Genomic DNA, 22,295 nt, shown 5'->3' on the forward strand with positions numbered 1-22,295 from the left:
GACAGCGCCCGGACTGATGCCAAGCTATGACACCCAGTGCCAGAGCACAAGACACTGCGTGCCTCGAAATCTCACATGGCGCGATACCTACTCATCTGAGCGATGATCGATCACCGCGGCCCCTCCAGGGGCGCCTCCCGCCACAACTCACCCGCAGCCTGCGACGGCGAAAGAGGGGCAGCCTCCCCGGAAGCGCAGCAGCCCTCACGGCACGTGGTGCGGCGTCGGCTCCTCGCCCCGCCGCAGCCGGCTCTTCCGCCGTCCGTAGACGGCGTACAGCACGGCCCCCAGTGCCATCCAGCCGGCGAACCGTGCCCATGTCTCACTCGGAAGGTTCAGCATCAGCCACAGCGAGGTCAGTACCGAGGCGATCGGCAGTACGGGCACCAGCGGGGTACGGAAGGCGCGCGGCAGATCCGGCCGGGTACGCCGAAGAATGATCACACCCAGTGCCACCACGGCGAACGCGAAGAGCGTGCCGATGTTCACCAGCTCGGCCAGCTCGGAGAGGCTGACGAAGCCCGCCACGACCGCGACCAGCACCCCGAGCAGGATCGTGGAGCGGTACGGGGTGCCGAAGTGCGGGTGCACCCGGGCGAAGAAGGGCGGCAGCAGCCCGTCCCGGCTCATCGCGAAGAACACCCGCGACTGCCCCAGCAGCAGGATCATGCACACGGTCGTCAGCCCGACCGCCGCCCCGAAACTGATCAGTCCGGCCCAGAACGGCTCGCCCACGGCCTTGAACGCGTCGGCCAGCGGAGCATCCACCGTCAGCTCGGTGTACTTGCGCATCCCGGTCACCACGATCGAGACCGCGACATACAGCACCGTGCAGATGATCAGCGAGCCGAGGATGCCCCGGGGCATGTCCCGCTGCGGGTTGCGGGTCTCCTCGGCGGCCGTGGCCACCACGTCGAAGCCGATGAAGGCGAAGAAGACGATGGCCGCGCCGGTGAAGATGCCCATGACGCCGAACGTGGTCGGCTCGTACCCCGACATCAGCTGGATCAGCGGCGCGGCGAACCCGGAGGCGGACTCCGCGGTGCCCTGCGCGGGCGGAACGAACGGGTCGTAGTTGTCGGCCGTGATGAAGAAGGCCCCGGCGACGATCACCAGCAGCACCACCCCGACCTTGACGGCCACGACGGTGGAGGTGACCCGGGCCGACAGCTTCATCCCGGCCACCAGAATGGCCGTCAGCAGCAGTACCAGCACGCAGGCCAGCAGATCGAAACCGAACCCGCTCTGCTCGCTGGTGCCCGAGAGCCACCCCGGCAGATTCCACCCGACGCTCTCCAGCAGGGAACGCACATATCCCGACCAGCCGACCGCCACCACCGCACAGCCCAGCGCCAGCTCCAGCACCAGGTCCCAGCCGATGATCCAGGCGGGCAGCTCGCCGAGCGAGGCGTACGCGAAGGTGTAGGCGGAGCCGGCCACCGGAACGGTCGAGGCGAACTCCGCGTAGCACAGCGCGGCCAGCGTGCACACCACGCCGGCCGCGGCGAACGAGATCGCCACCGCCGGGCCCGCCGTCGACCTGGCCACCTGGCCGGTCAGGACGAAGATGCCGGTGCCGATGATCACGCCGACGCCGAAGACCGTCAGGTCGAGCGCCGAGAGCGATTTACGCAGCCCGCCCTCGGGGTCGTCGGTGTCGAGGATCGACTCCTCGACGGACTTGGTCCGCAACCAGGGCCTGGATCTGATCGCCTTGTGCCTGGGACCCTTCGCCCCGCCCGGCGCCACCGACACTGCCGCACCTCCACGTCGCCTTCGCGCCATGGTTCCGGCTCGCCGTGCCGGGAGCGGGTACGCGGGGCGGGAAGGCGGGGCAATTCACCCGACTCCCTCGCGGGAGGCCGGGGGCGGGGCTCAGTCCCGGGAGAGCGCGCGTTCGATGGTGGACATGATCTCGCCGAGCGGGGCGTCGGTACGGGCGACCGTCACCAGCACCTCGTCCCGGCGTTCCACGGACGCCGCGGGCTGCTCGGCGGCGGGCCGGTGCGCGCCGAACCCGGTGCCGAACGTACGCCGCACGATGGCGAAGGCGTGGTCGAGCTGCGCCATCACATCGCCGGCGGCACCCGAGCGCAGCCAGCGCCGCAGCACATGGTTGTGCGCGGTCACCACCGCTGAGGCGGCGACCTCGGCCAGCAGCGGCTCGTCGTAGCCGCTGACGCCGTCGCGGTGCGCCTCCTCGTCGAAGTGGCCCAGCAGATAGCGGGTGAACAGCCGCTCGTAGCGCGCCACCGAGGCGATCTCCCGCTCCCGCAGCGCCGGTACCTCGCGGGTGAGCTTGTACCGCTCGACGCTGCCCTTGGGGGAGGCGGCGTACATCTTCATGACTTCCTTGATGCCCCGGCACACGGTGTCCAGCGGGTGCTCGTGGGCGGGCGCCGCCTCCAGTACCGCCTGGGCACGTACGAGAGTGTCGTCGTGGTCGGGGAAGATCGCCTCTTCCTTGGAGCGGAAGTGCCGGAAGAAGGTGCGCCGTGCGACACCCGCGGCGGCGGCGATCTCATCCACCGTCGTCCCTTCGTAACCCTTCGTGGCGAAGAGCTCCATCGCAGCGGCGGCCAACTCGCGTCGCACCCTGAGTCGCTGGGTCGCGGCACCGTTCGCACGCTGGCTGGTCGTACGGGAGTTCTTCTCGGGCTCTGGCATGTGGTGAACGTTACACGCCGTTACAGGCTCGGGGGACGGGCCGTTGGCCGTGCTGCTCGCCGACGGCTCCAACAGCCCGCCCCACCCGGCGATGCCGCCGGTCACCGGCGTGCGTACTCGCGGAAGCCGCGCCCCGTCTTCCTGCCCAGACACCCCGCGGCCACCAGGTGTTCCAGCAGCGGGGCCGGTGCCAGCCCCGGGTCCCGGAACTCCTCGTGCAGCACCCGCTCGATGGCGAGCGAGACATCGAGGCCCACCACGTCCAGCAGTTCGAAGGGGCCCATCGGGTAGCCGCCGCCGAGCTTCATCGCCGCGTCGATGTCGTCCAGCGAGGCGTAGTGCTCCTGGACCATCTTCACGGCGTTGTTCAAGTAGGGGAAGAGCAGCGCGTTGACGATGAAGCCGGCGCGGTCGCCGCAGTCGACCGGGTGCTTGCGGACCTTTGTGCAGACCTCGCGGACGGTGGCGTGGGCCTCCCGGTCGGTCAGCACGGTGGAGACCACCTCGACCAGCTTCATGGCGGGCGCCGGGTTGAAGAAGTGCATGCCGATCACGTCCTGCGGCCGGGAGGTGGCGCGGGCGCAGGCGACCACCGGCAGCGAGGAGGTGGTGGTGGCCAGTACGGCACCCTGCTTGCAGACCGCGTCCAGCCGCCGGAACAACTGCCGCTTGATGTCGAGGTCTTCGGCCACCGCCTCGACCACCAGGTCCACCTCGGCGAGCGCGTCCAGCGACCCGGCCGGGGAGATGCGCGCCAGCGTGGCGTCCCGTTCCTCGGCCGTCATCCGGCCCTTGTCGACCGAGCGCCCCAGCGACCGCTCGACGCGCTCCTTGGCCGTCGCCGCCTTCTGCTCGCTGCGCGCCGCCAGCACCGTCGGGTAGCCGGCCTTGGCGAAGACCTCGGCGATACCGCCCGCCATCGTCCCCGAGCCCACGACGCCCACCGCGGTGACGGGGCGGCCCGGGGCGCGGGACGCCGCCGGGTCCCGGGTGAGGGCGTCGGGCACCACTTCACTGCTGCCCGGCGCGGCGTAGGTGTAGAAGCCGCGGCCCGACTTGCGGCCGGTCAGCCCCGCCTCACTCAGCTGTCGCAGGATCGGCGCCGGGGCGTGGAGCCTCTCGCGGGACTGCTCGTACATGGCCTCCAGTACGGTGCGTGCCGTGTCGATACCGATCAGATCGAGGAGGGCGAGCGGGCCCATCGGCAGACCGCACCCCAGTTTCATGGCGGAGTCGATGTCCTCGCGGGTGGCGTAGCGCGACTCGTACATCGCGGCTGCCTGGTTCAGATATCCGAACAGCAGTCCGTCCGCGACGAATCCGGGACGGTCACCGACCGCGATCGGATCCTTGCCCAGTTCCCGGGCCAACTCGGTGACGGCGGCCACCGCCTGCGGCGAGGTGAGCACCGAGGAGACGATCTCGACCAGCTTCATGGCCGGTGCCGGATTGAAGAAGTGCAGCCCCAGCACGCGCTCGGGCCGGTCGGAGTCGGCGGCCAGCCGTGTCACGGACAGCGCGTTCGTGCCGGTCGCCAGGATGGTGTCCGGCTTGACGACGGTGTCCAGTTCCGCGAACACCTGGCACTTGGTGTCGTACTCCTCCGGCACCACCTCGATGACGAGATCGGCCTCGGCCGCCGCGTCGAGGCCGGTGAAGGTGCGAAACCGCGCCAGCACGTCCCGGCGCTCGCTCTGTGTCATCCGCTCGCGCTGCACCGAGCGCGCGGTGGAGGACTCCAGCGCGGCAACGGCCCGCCGCGCGGCTGCTTCGTTCGTGTCGATGCCGATGACCTCACGCCCGGCGCGGGCGAGAATATCGGCGATGCCGGTGCCCATCGTGCCGAGGCCGACGACGGCGATCGTGCGCAGGGGAGGACGGTCCATCAGGGGACTCCAGAGGGTGTGACACAGGCCCCCGGCCAGGGGGCGCGATTGATGAGGGTGAGGGTTTCGTGCACTACCGGGCGCGCGGGCGTACGCACGCGCAGGGCAGGGGAGTTACCGGTCACGCCCCGCTGCGCGGCCCTGTCCCGGGGCCCGGTCACGAGGCGGTCCGTACGGGTCCGACGCGCCTGGGCGCGTGCCGGGCCCACTGCCGAACCGACGTCACTCTCGGCGGCTGCGTCACCAAACCGCCTGAGCGGGGGTACCGCTCTGATGAGCACTTTAACTCGTGGGTAACCATAAAGCCAGGGGTAGGAACACTTCCACCGCTGTGGAACTCAGCACGTGAGGGGGAGCCGGAGTGGGCGACGCGTTCCGAGCGCTGATCGACCGTGTGCGGCCCGAGGCCGAGCCCGTCGAGTACGCACGTCTGGTCACACTGGCCAGGCAGCGCAGCACAGAGGCGCGCGACCAGCTCGCCGCCGTGCTCGTGGAGACCGAACGGCCGCTGTGGGCCCGGGAGATCGCGGCCTTCGCGCTGGGCAGCGCGGGGGACAGAAGGGCCTTCGAGACCCTGATCTTCATGCTGAACTACCGCGACCCGGTCTGCTGCGCCAGCGCGGCCCAGGCGCTGGAACGGCTGCGCGATCCCCGTACGGCCAAGGCCGCGGCGGCCCTGGCCACCAACGAACTGCGCACCGCCTACGCGCTCTACCCGGTACGCCTGCTGACCGCGCTGCGCGCCCCGGAGTCGGTGCCCACCCTCATCAACGTCCTCCAGCGGCTGCTGATCGGGCCCCTGCACTACTGGCCGATCGCGGAGGCCTGCGTCGTCGGCCTCGGTGCGCTGGGTGACAAGCGCGCCATCCCGGTCCTCGACGCGGCAGCCGAACACCACCGCCTCTCCCCCTCCGCGAAAGCGGCGCTGGCCCGCATCCCGGCCTGACGCTCCACGCCCCCTTCTCACTCCCCGGTCAGGACGCGTACGTAGCGGACGTCGGGCACCTGTGCGCCCCCGACCTCGAAGGTGTCGGTGCGGCCGTCGGCGGCGAAACCCGCCCGCTCGTAGAAGCGGCGGGCACGGGAGTTGCCCGCCAGCACCCACAGGAACATCCGGGGGCAGCCGCGTGCTGCGGCCCCGTCGAGGACCGAGGCCAGGAGCAGCCGGCCCACACCGGTCCCGATGTGCTCCGGACGCACATACAGCGCGTACAGCTCCTCGTCCTCGCCGGGCGCTCCCGGTCGCGGTACGGCGTCCGAGGTGCGGTACGGCCCCACCGCTGCCCAGCCCACGACCCCGCCGCCGGCGGTGTCGTCCTCGGCGACCACGTTGTGCACGATTCCCCGGCTCGCGCCGAAGTGGCCCCGGCGCCGCTGCGCGTTCTCGGCAGGCGACATCTCCTCCAGATATTCCCGCGGGACCAGCCCCCGATAGGCGTACTGCCACCCGCGCACCCGCACTTCGGACACGGCGTCGATGTCGTCCTCGGTCATCTCTCGTACTCGCATGGAACGAGGGTGGTCCAAGGCCGTGCGGCTCGGCACCGGATTTTCCTCCGGCCGACACGCGATACTCGACAGAAGATGTCCGGTTACCGCGTCAAGGTGGTGCCATGACGAGGACGCACACCAGGGAAGAGCTGTCCGCACCCGGCGCGAGCTGGGCCGAGTTCCACCAGGCGGAACCCGGGTTCGCCGAGACGGTGGAGCAGCGCTTCCGGAAGTACACGCACCATGTGCTGGCCACCCTGCGCAAGGACGGGTCGCCGCGGCTGACGGGGCTGGAGGCGGACTTCCGGGCGGGTCGGATGTGGCTCGGGATGATGCCGAACTCGCTCAAAGCGCTGGACCTGCGCCGCGACCCCCGCTTCGCGATGCACGCCAACCCCGGCTCCGGCACGGAGATGGACGGCGGAGACGTACGGGTCTCCGGGCGCGCGGTCGAGGTCACGGACGACCCGGAGGAGATGGCGAGCTGGGCCGCGGGCGTGCCCGACGGCGAGGTGCCCGAGGTCTTCCATCTCTTCCGGGCGGAGGTCACCGAAGTGGTGCGGGTGACCATCGAGGGGGAGGAGATCGTCTTCCGCACCTGGCGGCCCGGGCGTCCGCTGCGCACCATCCGGCGCGGCAACGACGACGCGCCGCCGCGCGAGGACCCGGTGGGCTGAGGCTACTGCGGCGGTGCGGGGTCGGCCTGCTGTCCGGTCGGCTGCCCGCTCTGCTGGGTGCGGGCGCCGGAGCGGCCGATCGTGTGGACGAACAGTTCCTTGCGGCCGGGCGCTCCACGGCGCTCGGGGACGGGCAGCTCGTAGGTGACCGGGCGCGCGTGATCGGCCAGCTGCCGGTCGGCGTTGTAGACGCGGCCGAACTTCCACAGCATGCGGGCGAAGTTCGTCTGGCCATGGGCCAGATTGCGGCCCAGGACGCGCATCGCGCCGATGGCCGTGCGCAGCCCCAGGTGCTTGCGGTTGATGACGGCCTGGGTGCTGACCAGCTCCCGGTAGAACTGCTCCAGCGGCAGCCGGGTGGGCACGACGGCGTGCTGGATGTCGAAGAGCCGGTAGTCGCGCGTGGTCAGCTGGCGGCCCTCGGTGTGCCAGACCTCCGTGCCGGGGTACGGCGTCATGACGGTCAGGTGCACGATCTCCGGTACCGCCAGGGCGAACTCGCGCACCAGACGGAACTGCTCCTCGTCCCAGCCCGGATCGACGATCAGGTTGATCGCCACGCTGATGCCCATACGGCGCGCCGTCTCCAGCGCCTTGAAGTTCTCGTCCGGGCTGATGCGCTTGCGGAACTGGTCGAGCCCCTCGGCGTCCAGCGCCTCCATGCCGAGGAACATGTACTTCAGCCCCAGCCGGGTCCAGCGCTCGAAGACCTCCTCGTTGCGCAGCAGGACGTCCGCGCGGGTCTCCAGGTAGTACCGCTTGCGGACGTTGCGGCGCTCCAGCTCGGCGGCGATGCCGTGGCCGTGGTCGGGCTTGATGAAGGCGACGTCGTCGACGATGAAGACGTTCGGCTCGCGGATGGAGGCCATCTCCTCGGCGGCCGCCTCCGGCGCGGCCCGCCGGTAGCTGCGGCCGTAGAACGTCCACGCGGAGCAGAACGAGCAGTCCCAGGGGCAGCCGCGGGTGAACTCGATGGAGGCACAGGGGTCGAGCTCGCCGATGAAGTAGCGGTTGCGGCGGCGCATCAGGTCCCGGGCGGGCCGCGGCCGGTCGATGCTGTCGAGCATCTTGGGCGCCGGGCCGCGCCCGTCCGCCGTCACCACGCCGGGCACGGTGTGCGCCGCCTTGTCCCGTGCGGCCTCCAGCAGCGGCACGATGACGGTCTCACCCTCCCCCCGGGCAATCGCGTCGACCGCGCCCTCGGCCTGCTCCAGCACATGGTCGCCGACGAAGGAGATGCTGTGCCCCCCGAAGAAGACGAAGCACCCCGGGGCGGCCGCCTTGGCGCTCTGGGCGATCCCGATGGCCTCGGGGATGTTGGCCAGATAGTTGAGGGAGATGCCCAGCGCCTCGGGCTGGTAGGAGCGCAGCTCCCTCTCCAGCAGCTTCCGGTCCAGCACCTGCAGGTCCACCACGCGCACCTGGTGTCCGGCCTCCCTGGCGGCGGCGGCGACGCGTTCGAGCCCGAGCGGCTCCAGACGGAGGAAGATTTCGGAGTACATCAGCGCACTCGGGTGGACCAGCATCAGGCGCATACGGGCGCTCCAGATCTCCAGGGCAAGGCGGTCGGCGTGCGGTCGTGGCCAGGGAGCGATGGCCAGGGACATGCCCCTTCGAGGAAATTATCCGTTGAGCGCCTTTTCGTCCTGGGACACGCCGATCCGTCCACGTATGCCCGAGTCGCTGCCGGGTGCTCGGCCCGGAGCGGTCACCTCGGCGGGAGCACGGCGAATGCTTCGACCTCCATGAGAAGTTCCGGCCGGATCAGCCCGGCCACCTGCACGGCGCTGCTCGCGGGGAGCCGTTCCGGGTCGAGATACCGGTCGCGTACGGCACGCAGCGCTGGTATGACGGACAGGTCCGTCACGAAGAAGGTGAACTTCACGACGTCGGCGAAGCCGGCTCCGGCCTCCCGCAGACAGCGCTCCAGGTTGGCGAACACCTGCTCGGCCTGGGCTTCGGGGTCGCCCTCGCCGACGACCTTGCCGTCCGCGTCGAGCGCGATCTGCCCGGATATCGCGGCCAGCCTGCCTTCCGCGACGACGAGATGGCTGTAGCCGTTGCCGGGCGCGAGGCCCTGGGGGGCGACGATGTGAGTGGGCGACGATGACATGCGGCACATGCTGTCAGAGCAGAGTGAGCTGTGTGCAGTGGTTTTCCCCGGCGTCGTCGAGCTCCGGGTCGCCGAGTTCCGCGTCGTCGAGTCCCGGGGCGTCGAGCTGGGCGCCGCCGGGCACCGCGCCGCCGGGCGAGCTCGGTGCCGCCGACTCGATCCGCCGGGTCGCGCCGGACGTCGAGGGCCCCACGCCGTACTCGGCGGCCAGCTCGTGCACCTGCCGCGTGATGCGCCGCTGGTACCACTTGGGCGCATACGCGCCGCCCGAGTAGAGGGCCTCGTAGTGCCGCACCAGGTGGGGATGGTGCTGGTGCAGCCACCGGAAGTACCACTCGCGGGCTCCCGGCCGCAGATGCAGCGCGAGCGGTGTGACGGAGGTGGCCCCGGCCGCGGCGATGGCGCGCACGGTCGTACGCAGCTGCGCCGGCGAGTCGCCCAGGAACGGGATCACCGGAGCCATCAGCACCCCGCACGGAATCCCGTGCTGCGAGAGCGTGCGTACGACATCGAGCCTCCGCTGCGGAGCCGGGGTCCCGGGCTCCACCGTGCGCCACAGCTCCTCGTCCGTGAAGCCCACGGACACCGAGATCCCCACGTCCGCGATGGCGGCGGCCGAGCGCAGCAGGTCGAGATCGCGGAGGATGAGTGTGCCCTTGGTGAGGATGGAGAAGGGATTCGCGTAGTCGCGCAGGGCGGTCAGAATGCCCGGCATCAACCGATAGCGTCCTTCCGCCCGCTGATAGCAGTCGACGTTCGTACCCATGGCGATGTGCTGGCCGCGCCAGCGGGAGCTGCTCAGCTCCTTGCGCAGCAGTTCGGGCGCGTTCACCTTGACGACGATCTGGGTGTCGAAGCCCTCTCCCGTGTCCAGGTCCAGATAGCTGTGCGTCCTGCGTGCGAAGCAGTAGACGCATGCGTGGGAGCAGCCCCGATAGGGATTCACGGTCCATTCGAACGGCATCCGTGAGGCGCCGGGCACCCGGTTCACCAGCGAGCGGGCCCGCACCTCGTGGAAGGTCATGCCGCGGAACTCCGGGGTGTCGAACGTCCTGCTCGTCACGGCGGAGGTGCCGAAGAGGGCGGGCGCCGCGGTCCGGCTGTGCTCGTCCGTGTCCCTCAGCTCGTCCCAGCGCATCGTCGGCCTCCTCGGTGGTGGTGTCGCGTCCCTCTGGCGGCACTGTCGCTTCTTCGTCCTCAGAATAGAACACTCGTTCGCACCGAACGTGTCAAGGCGGATTTGGGGAGCCGACCCGAGGGTGATTGGCTGGCCACCTCGTCCACCACAGGCCGTCCCAACACAGGCCGTCCAACCACAGGAGGAGTCATGGCGCAGGTCGAGGCGACCACGCAGCGGGAGATCGCCGCCGGGCCCGATGAGGTGTTCGATGCGCTGGCCGACTACAGCGGGACCCGGGCCGAGCTGCTTCCCGACCACTTCAGCGAGTACGAGGTCAAGGAGGGCGGCGACGGCGAGGGCACCCTCGTGCACTGGAAGCTCCGGGCGACCAGCAAGCGCATCCGTGACTGCCTGCTCGACGTCACCGAGCCCGAGGACGGTGAACTGGTCGAGAAGGACCGCAACTCCTCCATGGTCACCACCTGGCGGGTGACCCCGGGCAGCAAGGAGAAGACGGCCCGGGTCACCGTGACGACGGTCTGGAACGGTGCGGGCGGTATCGGCGGCTTCTTCGAGAAGACCTTCGCCCCCAAGGGCCTGGCCCGTATCTACGACGAGGTGCTGCAGCGGCTGGCCACCAGGATGGAAAAGGCCGGCTGACCCGTGCCCCGCACCCGGGGACCCGCGGCGCGGCGCGCACTCACCGGATCGGGTGGTTTCCGCCGAAGAGCGCTGCCGCGCCGCTGATCCTCCGCCTCGGCGAAAACCCCTGCTCGGCACGGTGACGGGCGCCTCGGGCAACCGAATTCGTTCCCACCGGCCCCACGCCGCGCAGTCGAACCGTGCTTGAACGCTCTTGTCGTGCAATGCGAGAAATACTCCCCCAGCAGCAGCGGCAAGGGGAGTGCGATGGGCGGGACCGGCGGGGCGATCCTCGACAGCAGGGACGACGAGAATCCCGTACCAGGGACGGGAGTTCGCGTGGGCGGCCCCGGCGCCCGGGGCGGTGCCGGGGCCACTCCCGCCCCGGCCGCTCCGGCCGCCGTCGAGGTCACCCTGGAACTGCCGGGCCGACCGGACATTCCGGTGCAGGCCACGCCGGTACGGGCGCCCGCGGCTGCTGGGGCTGCGGGGCCTGCGGGTGCTGCTGGGGTTGCAGCAACGGTGGGTACTGCGGGGGCTGCAGGGGCTGTGGGCCCTGCCGGGGCTGCGGATGCTGGGGAGTTCGAGGCGGTCGGGGCGGCGACCGCGCCGCGGTCGGCACAACCGGCTCCGGCGTCTGCTGCGACTCGGTCGGCCCCCGCGCCCGGCCCGCACCGGCCGTCCCCCGCATCCGACGAGGCGGTGCCGGACGACGGTTCACCGCAGGTCTCGCTCTCCCCGCGCCGCCTCAGGCTGGTCTTCGGGGCACTGATGCTGTCGCTGCTGCTGGCGGCGCTCGAACAGACCATCGTCGCCACGGCACTCCCCAAGATCGTCGGCGAACTCGACGGCCTGCGGCAGATGTCCTGGGCCGTCACCGCCTATCTGCTCGCAGCGACCATCGGGCTGCCCATCTACGGCAAGCTCGGCGATCTGTTCGGCCGCAAGGGGCTCTTCCTCTTCGCCATCGGCGTCTTCACCGTCGGTTCGGCCCTCGCAGGCTGGGCCGGATCGATGGAGGAGCTGATCATCTACCGCGCGGTGCAGGGCACCGGCGCGGGCGGACTCATGATCGGCGTCCAGGCGATCATCGCGGACGTCGTACCGGCCCGGGAGCGCGGGCGCTACATGGGTCTGATCGGTGCCGCCTTCGGGCTGGCCTCCGTCGCCGGTCCGCTGCTGGGCGGCTGGTTCACCGACGACCTGTCCTGGCGCTGGTGCTTCTGGTTCAACGTGCCGGTCGGCCTGCTCGCCCTCCTGGTCACCTCCTTCGCCCTCGAACTGCCGCGCGCCCGAGTCCGCCCCCGGCTCGACATCCTCGGCGCCCTGCTGATCGCGGTGTTCTCCACCTGCCTGGTGCTGCTCACCAGCTGGGGCGGTACGACCTACGACTGGGACGACCGCGTCATCGTCGGGCTCGCCGCCGGCGCGCTGGTCAGCGGAGTCCTCTTCCTCGTCGCCGAGCGCTTCGCGCCCGAACCCGTGCTGCCGCTGCGGCTGTTCCGCGACTCCGTCTTCAACGTCACCGGACTGGTGGGCGCGGCCATCGGCATCGCGCTGTTCGGCGCCGCCAGCTATCTGCCCAGCTTCCTGCAGATGGTCGAGGGTGTCAGCGCCACCTCGTCGGGGCTGCTGATGCTGCCACTGATGTGCGGGGTCGTCGTCTCGTCCCTGCTGTCCGGTCAGCTCATCTCCCGTACCGGGCACTACAAGATCTTCCCCATCCTCGGCTGCGCCCTCTCGGCAGAAGGCATGTGGCTGCTGTCCAAGCTGGACGAGGACACCTCGTGGCAGGTCTTCGGTGTCTGGTCGGGCATCCTCGGCCTCGGTATCGGTTTCGTGCTGCCGGTGCTGGTGCTGGCCGTGCAGAACTCGGTAAGCCCCGCCGACATCGGGGCCGCCACCAGTGCCAACAACTACTTCCGGCAGATCGGCGGCAGCGTCGGCGCCGCCCTCTTCGGCACCCTCCTCGCACACCGGCTCGCGGACGCCCTCGCCCGTGAACTCCCCCGCGGCCAGGGCGAGGTGCCCGACCCGGACTCCATCACCCCGCAGCTCGTGCGCGCGCTGCCCGCACCGCTGCGTGACGGCTACGTCCACGCGTACGCGGACGCCATGCCGCGGATCTTCCTCTACCTCGTTCCGGTGCTCGTCCTCGGGCTGGCACTGTCCCTCTTCCTCAAGGAGAAACCCCTGGTGTCCCAGCACACGCCTGTGCCGTCGGCCCGTACCGCCGAAGCGCCCGCAGCGTCCGCGCCCGACGCCGACGGCGCGGCACCGCACCTCCAGGCGCAGCCCGCGCCGTACGCGGCGGGCGTCCCGGTCTGCGGCACCGTCCGGCACCACGACGGCAGCGCCGTCCCCCGCGCGGCACTCACCCTCGTCGACACCTCGGGACGGCAGATCGGACGTGGCGCCACCAAGGAGAACGGGCGGTACGCGCTGAGCACCCCCGGTGAAGGCTCCTATGTGCTGATCGCGGCGGCCGGCGGGCACCAGCCGCGCGCGGTCAGCGTCACCGTGGGCGAACGTCCCGTCGACCTCGATGTGGTGCTCGGTGGTGCGGGCAGGCTGGCGGGCAGCGTGCTGACGGCCGACGGCAACCCCGTCAAGGACGCCATCGTCACGCTCACCGATGTACGCGGCGAGGTGGTCGCCACCACCCGCAGCAGCCGGGAGGGCTGCTACGTCATCACCGAACTCGTGGCCGGGGAGTACACCTTGGCGGCCAGTGCGCCCGTCTACCGCCCGGCCGCACTGCCCGTCTCCGTACAGGCGTCCCGCGAGACCCGGCAGGACATCGAGCTCGCGGGCGGTGCCGTACTGCGCGGCACCGTCCGGGCCACCGGCGGGCGCCCCGTCGAGGACGCCAGGGTGACGCTGCTGGACGCCGCGGGCAACGTCGTCGACACGGCGACGACCGGCGCCGACGGTATCTTCCGCTTCGTCGACCTGGCCTCGGGCGAGTACACGGTGGTGGCCGCCGGCTATCCGCCGGTCGCCACCGTCCTGCAGATCGCCGGCGGCGGGCGCACGGAGCGCGACCTGCAACTGGGCCACGAGGACTGAGCGCGGGCCGGCCCGGCTCCCCGGCGGCGCAGGGGCGGGCCGCCTGCCGCCGCCCGGAAGCGGCTGCCCGCCTCGCGGCGCGTCCCCCGTTCGGGCGTCACCCGCCCGGTCGTTGCGCTCCGGCTCTACGGTGGTGCAGGCCGCGCCGTCGCGGCGGGACCGGCCGTCGCCGGGAGAGAGGACTGGTCCGATGGGAAGCGAGCCGTACGCCGGCCGAACGGCCTGGAGGGTGAAGACCCCCGGCACGGCGGAGACCCTTGTCGCCGTGCGCGGTTGTCTTCCGACCGCCGCGGTGGCCGTCGACGCGCGCGGCACCGTGGCGCACTGGAGCGCCGGAGCGCGGGCGCTGTTCGGACACCGCCGCAAAGACGCGCTGGGCGCAGCCGCCGGCGAACTGCTGCCGGTGACCGGCGCCTTGAACGCCGCCGCGCGCCCCGGTGACCACCACTGGCTCGCCGGCATCGGGGATCTGGCGGGGTCCGGCGAGGCGATGGCGGGCCGTGCCCGCGTGCCAGCGCCCGGCGGTGCCCGTGCGGACGTGCTGTGGTGGGGCTACCCCATGGCGGCACCCGCGCCCTTCCGGCTGCTGGTGCTGGCCACCGGGGCCGCGCGGCTCCAACGGCAGCGGGCGCTGCGCGGTACCCGCGTCGTGCCCGGCTTCGGCCCGTACGGCTGGTTCCCCGAGGGGGCCGACCTTGGCGGGCGGCTGCCGCGGATGCTGGGCCGTGCGGAGCCTCAGGTGGTGGCCCCGGTGCTCGCGCGGATACGGGAACTCGGCTGCCCGGTGGTGGAGGTGCACCGTCCCGTCGACCGGGACGATCCGGCGCTCACGGTGCTGAATGCGCAGGTCAGCGGAGGGTGTGCGGAGCGTTCTCACCCGCCGGAGTGAAAACGAGTGGTGTGGACCAGTGGAGTTATCCACAGGGGTGTCCTGGCGCTTGGCTACCGCGTAACGTGCCGCGCATGAAGATCCTCATCAGCGCCGACATGGAGGGCGCAACGGGAGTCACCTGGCCGGCCGACGTCCTGCCGGGCACGCCGCAGTGGGAGCGCTGCCGGTCGATGTTCACCTCGGACGTCGACGCCGCCGTCCGGGGCTTCTTCGAGGCAGGCGCTGACGAGGTGCTGATCAACGAGGCGCACTGGACGATGCGCAACCTCCTGCTGGAGAAGCTGGACGAACGGGCCGAGATGATCACCGGCCGGCACAAGTCGCTGTCGATGGTCGAGGGCATCCAGCACGGCGACGTGGACGGCGTCGCCTATATCGGCTACCACACCGGCGCAGGCAGCGAAGGCGTCCTCGCCCACACCTACCTCGCCAACTCCCTGACCGGGGTGTGGGCCGACGGCGTACGGGCCAGTGAGGGGTGCCTCAACACGCTGGTGGCCACCGAGTTCGGCGTACCCGTCATCCTGGTGACCGGTGACGACCGCACCGTCGAGGACGCCAAGGGCTACGCACCCGAGGCGCTGGGCGTCGCCGTCAAGGACCATGTGTCGCGGTACGCCGCGGTCTGCCGGCCCCCGGCCCGCACCGCCGCCGACATCCGGGAAGCGGCCCGCCGCGCCGCGCCGCTGGCGGTGCGCCGCACCCCGCCCGAGCCCGAACCGCACACCGTCGAGATCGAGTTCGACGCGGAGCACCTGGTCGGGGCCGCCACCGTCGTGCCCGGCGTGGAGCGCACGGGTGAACGCCGGGTGGCCTACACCGCGCCCAGCGCCTACGAGACGATCCGCTGCTTCAAGGCGGTCACGACCGTCGTCTCCGCCGCGGTGGAGGAGCAGTATGGCTGAGCTGACCGAGCAGTCCGCGTCGAGAAAACCGGAAGAGAGCACGATGACGCCTGGGCCACGGCAGAGCCACCTCGACGCGCAGGTCTTCGAGGAGGTGGTGCGGGCGACCTCGGAGCTGATCCGCCTGGACACCACCAACCGCGGCGGCGGCGAGGGCAACGAGCGCGCTGCCGCCGAGTACGTCGCCTCCGGACTCGCCGACGCGGGCATCGAGCCGCGGCTGCTGGAGAAGAAGGCCGGACGGACCAATGTGGTGGCCAGGATCGAGGGCACCGATCCCACCGCGGGGGCGCTGCTGCTGCACGGCCATCTCGATGTGGTCCCGGCCGAGCCCGCCGACTGGACCGTGCACCCCTTCTCCGGCGAGGTCCGGGACGGTGTGGTGTGGGGCCGGGGCGCCATCGACATGAAGAACGCCGACGCGATGGCACTGAGCCTGGTGCGCGCCTGGGCCCGCGCGGGGGTCCGGCCGCCCCGCGACATCGTCCTCGCCTTCACCGCCGACGAGGAGGACAGCGCGGAGTTCGGCTCGGACTTCCTGGTGCGGGAGCACCCCGAGCTGTTCGAGGGCTGCACCGAAGGCATCAGCGAGTCCGGCGCCTTCACCTTCCACGCCGGGCCGGGCATGCGGCTCTACCCCGTGGCGGCGGGGGAGCGCGGCACCGCCTGGCTCGAACTGACCGCACACGGCAGGGCCGGTCACGGCTCCAAGGTCAACCACCACAACGCGGTCAGCCGCCTCGCCGCCGCCGTCCACCGCATCGGTGAGCACCAATGGCCCGTACGGCTCACCCCCACCGTGCGGGCCGCGCTCGCCCGCCTCGCCGAACTGCACGGGCTGCGGCCGCTCGGCCCCGACGCGCAGGACGCCGAGGTGGACGCGCTGCTCGCCCAGCTCGGCCCGGCCGCCGCGCTGATCGAGCCGACCGTGCGCAACAGCGCCAACCCGACCGTCCTGGAGGCCGGTTACAAGGTCAATGTGATCCCCGGGACGGCCAAGGCGCGGGTGGACGGCCGGATGCTGCCCGGCGCCGAAGAGGAGTTCCACGCCACCCTCGACACCCTCACCGGCCCCGATGTGCGCTGGGAGTTCCAGCACCGCGAGATCCCGCTCCAAGCGCCCGTGGACTCCCCGCTGTTCGCCGCCATGGGCGAAGCCCTCGAACACTTCGATCCGGGCGCACACGCGGTGCCGTACTGCATGTCGGGCGGCACCGACGCCAAGCAGTTCTCCCGGCTCGGCATCGTCGGCTACGGCTTCACCCCTCTCAAGCTGCCCGAGGGCTTCGACTACCAGGCGCTGTTCCACGGCGTCGACGAGCGGGTGCCCGTCGAGGCCCTGCACTTCGGCGTCCGCGTCCTGGACCGCACCCTGCTCGGCACCGCCACCGCCACCGACCGCGACGCGACCACCCCGTCAGGAGGCTGACCCTCATGACCGTCCAGGCCCCCTACGGCACCTGGCCCTCACCGATCGACGCTGGAACCGTCGCCGCGCACGACGGGCGGCCCGAGTTCCTCGGCTCCGTCGGCGAGGAACTGTGGTGGACCGAGCCGCGCCCCGAGGAAGGCGGGCGCCGCGCTCTGCTGCGGCTCGCGGCCGACGGGCGACACCCCCCGGTCAGTGTGCTGCCCGCGCCGTGGAACGTGCGCAACCGCGTGATCGAGTACGGCGGTCTGCCCTGGGCCGGCGCACCCCGGAGCGAGGGTGGGCCGCTGATCGTCTTCACCCACTTCGCCGACCAGCGGCTCTACGCGCTGGAACCCGACGCCCCCGACGCCCGCCCCCGGCCGCTCACCCCGCTGTCGGAGGTCACCGACGGCGGGCTGCGCTGGTGCGACCCGGTGGTGCTTCCCGAGCGCGGCGAAGCGTGGTGCGTGCTGGAGGAGTTCACCGGGGAGGGGCCCACCGACGTGCGCCGGGTGCTGGCCGCCGTGCCGTTGGACGGCTCGGCCGCCGAGGACCGCGGGCGGGTGCGGGAGCTGACCGGGGACGGGGACCGGTTCCTGACCGGGCCGCGGCTCTCCCCGGACGGCCGCCGCCTGGCCTGGCTGGCCTGGGACCATCCCGCCATGCCCTGGGACGGCACCCGTGCCATGACCGCGCGGATCCGGGACGACGGCACGCTGGAGACCCCGCGCGCGGTCGCCGGCGGGCGCGAGGAGTCGGTGGCGCAGGCCGAGTTCTCCACCGACGGCTCGCTGCTGATCGCCTCGGACTCCAGCGGCTGGTGGAACCTCCAGCGGGTGGACGTCGAAGCCGCCGAGACGGCCGAGGCCACCGAGCCGGGCCGGGGCCCCGTCGTACCGCGGGTGCCGCTGTGCCCCCGCGAGGAAGAGTTCGCCGGCGCCGCATGGAAGATCGGCCAGCGCTGGTTCGCACCGCTGCCCGGCGGGCTGGTGGCCGCACTGCACGGGCGCGGCGCACAGCGGCTCGGCGTGCTCGACCCGGAGACGGGGGAACTGGTCGACGCGGCCGGGCCCTGGACCGAGTGGGCACCCTTCCTCGCCGTCATCGACTCCCGCGTCACCGGTGTCGCCGCCAGCCCCCGCACCTCCCACGAGATCGTCGAGCTGGACACCCGCACGGGCCACACCGTCGTACTGGCCTCCCACCACAAGGACCATGTGGACCCGGCCTACTACCCGGAACCGCAGATCCGCACCTTCACCGGGCCCGACGGCCGCGACATCCACGCCCACATCTACCCGCCGCACCACCCCGACCACACGGCCCCGGCCGGCGAACTGCCGCCGTACGTGGTGTGGGTGCACGGCGGGCCCACCAGCCGCGCCCCTCTGGTGCTCGACCTGGAGATCGCCTACTTCACCTCGCGCGGCATCGGCGTGGCGGAGGTCAACTACGGCGGCTCCACCGGTTACGGGAGGGAGTACCGCAACCGGCTGCGGCAGCAGTGGGGCGTCGTCGACGTCGAGGACTGCGCCGCGGTCGCCCGCACCCTCGCCCGCGAGGGCACCGCGGACCCGGCGCGGCTGGCCATCCGGGGCGGCAGCGCGGGCGGTTGGACCAGCGCCGCCTCGCTCACCTCACCCCTCGCGGAGGGGCTGTACGCCTGCGGCACCGTCACCTACCCCATCCTCGACCTGACGGGCTGGGCCACGGGGGAGACCCACGACTTCGAGTCGCAGTATCTGGAATCCCTGGTCGGCCCGCTCTCCGAGGTACCGGGCAGATACCGCGAGCGCTCCCCACTGCACCAGGCGCAGCGGGTCGCCGTTCCCTTCCTGCTGCTCCAGGGGCTCGACGATGTGATCTGCCCGCCCGTGCAGTGCGAGCGTTTCCTCGAACAGGTCAAGGGCAGAGGGGTCAGCCACGCCTACCTCGCCTTCGAGGGGGAGGGACACGGCTTCCGCAGAGCCGACACCATCGTGCGCGCGGTGGAGGCCGAACTGTCGCTGTACTCCCACACCTTCGGCCTGCGCCGCGAGGACGTCCCCCCGCTGGAACTGCGCTCATGAGCATGCCGCCGCTCCCCGAGTCGGAGCCCGCTCCGACCCTTGCCGACCCGCACGAACTGCTGGAGGGCTATCTCGACCACTACCGCCGCACCCTGTTGCGCAAGGCGGCAGCCCTGTCCGAGGAGGAGCTGCGCTCCACCCACCTCCCCTCGGGGTGGACCCCGCTGGAGCTGATCCGGCATCTTCAGTACGTCGAACAGCGCTGGCTGAACTGGGGCTTCGCGGCCGAGCAGGTCCCCGACCCGTGGGGCGACCGGCGCTCGGGGGATGTGCGGGACCGCTGGCACGTGCCCGAGGGGATGAGCACCCAGCAGGTGCTCGACGCCTTCCATGCGCAGTGCGACCGCTCCCGGCAGGTCACGGCGGCCGCACGGCTCGAGGAACGTGCCGCGGTCGGTGGCCGCTTCCCCACCGAGGAGGAGGCCCCGACCCTCGCCTGGACCCTCTTCCATCTGCTGCAGGAGTACGCGCGGCACGTCGGTCAGCTCGATGTAGCCGTGGAGCTGGCGGGCGGTGGCACAGGGGAGTAACACGGAAGGGCAACCGCACGGGCAGAACGGGGGACTCATGGTTTCGGCAACGTGCCGGAGGGCGGGCGAGGTGGGGAAGCACGGCGGGGCGAAGAGGAGACCGGCTCCGGTCACGGCGGTGCGGATTCGGCGTATGGCCGGTCTCGCCGCGCTGGCCGCGCTCTGTGTGCCGGCTGTGGCCGGCTGCGGTGATTCCGACGAGGACGCCGACAGCGCCAAGCCGCCGGCCTCGGGCGCGGCCAAGAGCCCTGCTGCCAGCTCGGCCGGTCCGTCCCCCACCGTGACAGCGGCTGACGGGAGCGACCACGAGGCCTGCTCGGACGGAAACTGCGAGATCGCGGTGTCCGAACCGGTGACGATCCGCTTCAAGATCGCGGGAAAGCCCGCCAAACTGTCCCTGACCGAGGTCGGCAAGAACCGGGTCGCCTACAAGGTGACCTCCGGCAGCGGAAGAACGAGCGGCGAGGCGAGCGGTAAGGGCAGCGGCTGCACAGCCGTCTTCCGCAGCGGCGGCAGCAGCAGCTCGTGCGGCGGGGTGGGCGGGGCGCCCGACAAGGTGGACGGCGCGGTCGTGTTGCAGGTGGCGGCAGGGGCCGACGGCACCGCGATGCTGCGCCTCGTCTCGGACTGAGACGGGGGGACGGTCCGGGGTCACAGGCCGGCGACATCCGCCAGGGTCCGGGCCTGGCGCAGCAGCGCGATGCTGTCCTCCAGGTCGTCGTCCTCGTCGACCGACCACAGCGCGTATTCGACATGGCGCGCCATCGACCAGGCGCGTACCCGGTCGGTGTCCTCTCCGAGCGCGTCGGCGAGCAGCGCCGTGCGGTGGCGGAGCACGCGGTGCGGGTCGGGGTGCTCGAAGGGGTCGTCGACCTGTTCGAGCAGAGGCCAGGGATCGAAGGCGGGGTCGCCGGTCATCGGCTTGGCGTCGATGGCCAGCCACGGAGCGCGCCTGGCTGCCAGCAGGTTGCCGGGGTTGAAATCTCCGTGCAGCAGGACCTCGCGCCGGGCGGAGCGCGGCAGTTCGCGGAACAGCTCGGCGGCCAGCCGGTAGAGCCCCGTGTCGAGCTGCGGGGGCCAGTCGCGGGCGGCCTGCCGCTCGGCGAGGTCGGCCCAGGTGGCGGTCGTGTCCGCGACCGGGCCCACGCCGAGCGCGGTCGCCTCGGCCGGGTCCGCGTCCCACAGCCGGCGGAGCACGTCTGCTGCCATGAGCAGCCGTTCGTCGGCCGGAAGGTGGTCGGCGCCGCCCAGTTCGGTGCCGGGCTCCACACGCTCCAGCAGCAGCGCGAAGAGTTCCGCGTCCTGCTCCAGCACCCGTACGGCACCGTTCCCGTCCCACAGGCGGAGGGCGGCGCCCTCGGTGCGGGCCTCCGGGTGTGGCCAGGTCAGTTTGAGTACGGCACGGGTGCCGTCCGGTCGCTCGGCGGGCGCCACCCAGGAGCAACTGCCCCCGTGGAAGGGGGTGCCCAGTCGCAGCTTCCAGCGCTCGCGCATCTGCTCCACCAGTGCGGGGAGCCCGGCCAGCCAGTCGCGGCCGTCGGCCGTATGGCTCATCTCGGTGAGCACGGGAAGGGTGGGAGGGAACAGGGCGGCAGAACTGGGGTCGGGCTCGGTCACGTCACCATTCCAGGCGGTCTTGTGCGGCTGCGGCTGCGGCTTAGGCTGCGGTTCTGGCTGTGGCGGCGGCTGTGGCTGTGGCTGCGGTTCTGGCTGTGGCTGGGGCCGTATCTGTTGCTGTGGGCAGGCCTTGCAACGGTACGGCGCGGACCCCGGTTTCCCGAGTGGTTTTCGACCGCCCGCGGCCCGAGCCACCAGGGCCCTCCGGGGCTCCTGGAACGCGAGGGCGCGGCAGCGCCGCCGTCCCCCGTTCGGGTACGGTCGCGGCATGACGAGCGTCGTACCCGGCATCGACGATCCCGCCCGCTCTCCCGCCATCCATGTGCTCCGCGTCTCCGAGCACGCTGCCGAGACCAGGGCCTTTGGTGCGCTGGCACCGCTCTCGCAGGAGGAGCGGGAGCGTGCGGCGGCGTTCATCCGCCCTGTCGACCGTGAGCGCTATCTGGTGGCGCATCTGGCGTTGCGCAGGGAGCTGGGTGCGCTGCTGGAGCTGGACCCGGCCGAGGTGCGGTTGACCCGTGCGGACTGCCCCGTGTGCGGGGGCCCGCACGGCAGACCGACCGTGCCCGGCGATCCGGTGCACTTCTCCCTCTCGCACGCGGGGGATGTCGTGATGCTGGCGTTCGCCGCCGTGCCCGTGGGCGTGGACGTGGAGGAGTACCCGAGTGTCGCCTCCGCGCGCGAGACGATGACCGCGCTGCACCCCCGCGAGCAGGCCGAGCTGGCGGCGGTCGAGGACACCACCGCGTTGCCCGCCGTGTTCGCACGCTGCTGGACCCGGAAGGAGGCGTATCTCAAGGGCACGGGAACCGGGCTCGGCGAGGACCCTTCCGTCACGTATGTCAGCGCATTGGACGAGCCGGCGCCGGTCCCCGGCTGGCGCCTGACCGATCTTCCGGCACCCGCCGGTTACGCCGCCGCCGGCGCGCTGCGGCAGAGCACGACCCACGAGGCCGGGTGAGGGCAGCAGCGGTGCTGCGGTTTTCCGCAGGGTGCGGGCTGCGGGGAACCGGAAGGGGCCCGACGGCGACCCCCATACCGGCGGTGAATCCGGGTTCCTAGCGTAGCGGGCATCGGGGCTTCGACCCCGGGAAACCGGCTCCGGGAGCGACCCGACGGCGGCGCCGCCGCTGTGCGGAGCCGCTGCCCGGCAGGCGTCACCCGTGCCCCTTGAGAACCCGCCCGTGAAGACCTTCGTGGAGACCT

Annotated in this window: 19 protein-coding genes; 11 read left to right on the forward strand and 8 right to left on the reverse strand. The window is 71.7% G+C overall.

All coding sequences use genetic code 11. The annotated features are described in order from the left end of the window. Window positions 1-204 precede the first annotated feature (204 nt). The 3 genes from JW613_RS18460 to JW613_RS18470 form a co-directional block, all read right to left on the reverse strand. On the reverse strand, window positions 205-1,692 hold the full coding sequence (locus JW613_RS18460; protein ID WP_245225894.1) for an amino acid permease: 1,488 nt from the start codon (window positions 1,690-1,692) through the stop codon (window positions 205-207). Between the two features lie 183 nt (window positions 1,693-1,875). After that, window positions 1,876-2,667 carry a TetR family transcriptional regulator gene (locus JW613_RS18465; protein WP_209211908.1) on the reverse strand — a complete coding sequence of 264 codons (792 nt, stop codon included), beginning with the start codon at window positions 2,665-2,667 and terminating at the stop codon, window positions 1,876-1,878. 101 nt (window positions 2,668-2,768) lie between these two features. After that, complete coding sequence (locus JW613_RS18470; RefSeq protein ID WP_209211909.1) at window positions 2,769-4,553, reverse strand: 3-hydroxyacyl-CoA dehydrogenase family protein; 1,785 nt, start codon at window positions 4,551-4,553, stop codon at window positions 2,769-2,771. Between the two features lie 361 nt (window positions 4,554-4,914). On the opposite strand from JW613_RS18470, the gene JW613_RS18475 reads away from it, so the two are divergent. Beyond that, a complete protein-coding gene (locus JW613_RS18475; RefSeq protein ID WP_209211910.1) occupies window positions 4,915-5,499 on the forward strand; it encodes a HEAT repeat domain-containing protein in 585 nt (194 codons plus the stop codon). A 17-nt stretch (window positions 5,500-5,516) separates the two neighbouring features. Here the strand turns inward: JW613_RS18475 and JW613_RS18480 are convergent, their stop codons facing one another. Beyond that, window positions 5,517-6,062 (reverse strand): GNAT family N-acetyltransferase, encoded by a 546-nt coding sequence (locus JW613_RS18480; RefSeq protein WP_245225895.1) that lies wholly within the window; start codon window positions 6,060-6,062, stop codon window positions 5,517-5,519. 104 nt (window positions 6,063-6,166) lie between these two features. Here JW613_RS18480 and JW613_RS18485 point away from each other — a divergent pair, with 104 nt between their 5' ends. After that, window positions 6,167-6,721, forward strand: a complete 555-nt coding sequence (locus JW613_RS18485; RefSeq protein WP_209211911.1) for a pyridoxamine 5'-phosphate oxidase family protein — start codon at window positions 6,167-6,169, stop codon at window positions 6,719-6,721. Window positions 6,722-6,723: 2 nt separating this feature from the next. On the opposite strand, the gene hpnR is transcribed toward JW613_RS18485, so the two are convergent. The 3 genes from hpnR to JW613_RS18500 all read right to left on the reverse strand — a co-directional run bounded on the left by hpnR (window position 6,724) and on the right by JW613_RS18500 (window position 9,972). Then, window positions 6,724-8,256, reverse strand: coding sequence for a hopanoid C-3 methylase HpnR (gene hpnR / locus JW613_RS18490; protein WP_245225932.1), 1,533 nt, complete (start codon window positions 8,254-8,256; stop codon window positions 6,724-6,726). Between the two features lie 173 nt (window positions 8,257-8,429). Further along, window positions 8,430-8,834, reverse strand: a complete 405-nt coding sequence (locus tag JW613_RS18495; protein WP_209211912.1) for a RidA family protein — start codon at window positions 8,832-8,834, stop codon at window positions 8,430-8,432. Window positions 8,835-8,847: 13 nt separating this feature from the next. Further along, complete coding sequence (locus JW613_RS18500) at window positions 8,848-9,972, reverse strand: Rv2578c family radical SAM protein (RefSeq protein WP_209211913.1); 1,125 nt, start codon at window positions 9,970-9,972, stop codon at window positions 8,848-8,850. Window positions 9,973-10,161: 189 nt separating this feature from the next. On the opposite strand from JW613_RS18500, the gene JW613_RS18505 reads away from it, so the two are divergent. The 8 genes from JW613_RS18505 to JW613_RS18540 all read left to right on the forward strand — a co-directional run bounded on the left by JW613_RS18505 (window position 10,162) and on the right by JW613_RS18540 (window position 20,103). Then, window positions 10,162-10,614, forward strand: a complete 453-nt coding sequence (locus JW613_RS18505; RefSeq protein ID WP_209211914.1) for an SRPBCC family protein — start codon at window positions 10,162-10,164, stop codon at window positions 10,612-10,614. Window positions 10,615-11,145: 531 nt separating this feature from the next. After that, on the forward strand, window positions 11,146-13,665 hold the full coding sequence (locus tag JW613_RS18510) for an MFS transporter (protein ID WP_504739759.1): 2,520 nt from the start codon (window positions 11,146-11,148) through the stop codon (window positions 13,663-13,665). A 190-nt stretch (window positions 13,666-13,855) separates the two neighbouring features. Further along, entirely contained in the window at window positions 13,856-14,554 is a 699-nt protein-coding gene (locus JW613_RS18515) for a nitrogen regulation protein NR(II) (protein WP_209211915.1), read from the forward strand. A gap of 74 nt (window positions 14,555-14,628) precedes the next feature. After that, window positions 14,629-15,462 (forward strand): M55 family metallopeptidase, encoded by an 834-nt coding sequence (locus tag JW613_RS18520; RefSeq protein ID WP_099885070.1) that lies wholly within the window; start codon window positions 14,629-14,631, stop codon window positions 15,460-15,462. Between the two features lie 43 nt (window positions 15,463-15,505). Further along, window positions 15,506-16,891, forward strand: a complete 1,386-nt coding sequence (locus JW613_RS18525) for a M20/M25/M40 family metallo-hydrolase (protein WP_209211968.1) — start codon at window positions 15,506-15,508, stop codon at window positions 16,889-16,891. Window positions 16,892-16,896: 5 nt separating this feature from the next. Then, window positions 16,897-18,942 (forward strand): S9 family peptidase, encoded by a 2,046-nt coding sequence (locus JW613_RS18530; protein WP_209211916.1) that lies wholly within the window; start codon window positions 16,897-16,899, stop codon window positions 18,940-18,942. Next, complete coding sequence (locus JW613_RS18535; RefSeq protein WP_209211917.1) at window positions 18,939-19,472, forward strand: DinB family protein; 534 nt, start codon at window positions 18,939-18,941, stop codon at window positions 19,470-19,472. Before JW613_RS18530 ends, JW613_RS18535 begins: the two co-directional genes overlap by 4 nt. Window positions 19,473-19,605: 133 nt before the next feature. Further along, complete coding sequence (locus JW613_RS18540) at window positions 19,606-20,103, forward strand: hypothetical protein (RefSeq protein WP_209211918.1); 498 nt, start codon at window positions 19,606-19,608, stop codon at window positions 20,101-20,103. 20 nt (window positions 20,104-20,123) lie between these two features. Here the strand turns inward: JW613_RS18540 and JW613_RS18545 are convergent, their stop codons facing one another. Then, window positions 20,124-21,089, reverse strand: a complete 966-nt coding sequence (locus JW613_RS18545) for an aminoglycoside phosphotransferase family protein (RefSeq protein ID WP_307865939.1) — start codon at window positions 21,087-21,089, stop codon at window positions 20,124-20,126. 268 nt (window positions 21,090-21,357) lie between these two features. Here JW613_RS18545 and JW613_RS18550 point away from each other — a divergent pair, with 268 nt between their 5' ends. After that, the gene (locus JW613_RS18550) at window positions 21,358-22,050 is read left to right on the forward strand and encodes a 4'-phosphopantetheinyl transferase family protein (RefSeq protein WP_209211919.1); all 693 of its coding nucleotides are present in this window, start codon (window positions 21,358-21,360) and stop codon (window positions 22,048-22,050) included. The last annotated feature ends 245 nt before the right edge of the window (window positions 22,051-22,295 follow it).

This window comes from Streptomyces smyrnaeus (assembly GCF_017676345.1).
GTDB classification, from domain to species: Bacteria; Actinomycetota; Actinomycetes; order Streptomycetales; family Streptomycetaceae; genus Streptomyces; species Streptomyces smyrnaeus.

Bases quoted from the DNA above. Each gene is read 5' to 3' on its own strand.
- JW613_RS18465 (WP_209211908.1), bottom strand. From the start codon at position 2,667: ATGCCAGAGCCCGAGAAGAACTCCCGTACGACCAGCCAGCGTGCGAAC.
- JW613_RS18470 (WP_209211909.1), bottom strand. From the start codon at position 4,553: ATGGACCGTCCTCCCCTGCGCACGATCGCCGTCGTCGGCCTCGGCACG.
- JW613_RS18480 (WP_245225895.1), bottom strand. From the start codon at position 6,062: ATGCGAGTACGAGAGATGACCGAGGACGACATCGACGCCGTGTCCGAA.
- JW613_RS18485 (WP_209211911.1), top strand. From the start codon at position 6,167: ATGACGAGGACGCACACCAGGGAAGAGCTGTCCGCACCCGGCGCGAGC.
- hpnR (WP_245225932.1), bottom strand. From the start codon at position 8,256: ATGCGCCTGATGCTGGTCCACCCGAGTGCGCTGATGTACTCCGAAATC.
- JW613_RS18495 (WP_209211912.1), bottom strand. From the start codon at position 8,834: ATGTCATCGTCGCCCACTCACATCGTCGCCCCCCAGGGCCTCGCGCCC.
- JW613_RS18500 (WP_209211913.1), bottom strand. From the start codon at position 9,972: ATGCGCTGGGACGAGCTGAGGGACACGGACGAGCACAGCCGGACCGCG.
- JW613_RS18505 (WP_209211914.1), top strand. From the start codon at position 10,162: ATGGCGCAGGTCGAGGCGACCACGCAGCGGGAGATCGCCGCCGGGCCC.
- JW613_RS18515 (WP_209211915.1), top strand. From the start codon at position 13,856: ATGGGAAGCGAGCCGTACGCCGGCCGAACGGCCTGGAGGGTGAAGACC.
- JW613_RS18520 (WP_099885070.1), top strand. From the start codon at position 14,629: ATGAAGATCCTCATCAGCGCCGACATGGAGGGCGCAACGGGAGTCACC.
- JW613_RS18525 (WP_209211968.1), top strand. From the start codon at position 15,506: ATGACGCCTGGGCCACGGCAGAGCCACCTCGACGCGCAGGTCTTCGAG.
- JW613_RS18530 (WP_209211916.1), top strand. From the start codon at position 16,897: ATGACCGTCCAGGCCCCCTACGGCACCTGGCCCTCACCGATCGACGCT.
- JW613_RS18535 (WP_209211917.1), top strand. From the start codon at position 18,939: ATGAGCATGCCGCCGCTCCCCGAGTCGGAGCCCGCTCCGACCCTTGCC.
- JW613_RS18540 (WP_209211918.1), top strand. From the start codon at position 19,606: ATGGCCGGTCTCGCCGCGCTGGCCGCGCTCTGTGTGCCGGCTGTGGCC.
- JW613_RS18550 (WP_209211919.1), top strand. From the start codon at position 21,358: ATGACGAGCGTCGTACCCGGCATCGACGATCCCGCCCGCTCTCCCGCC.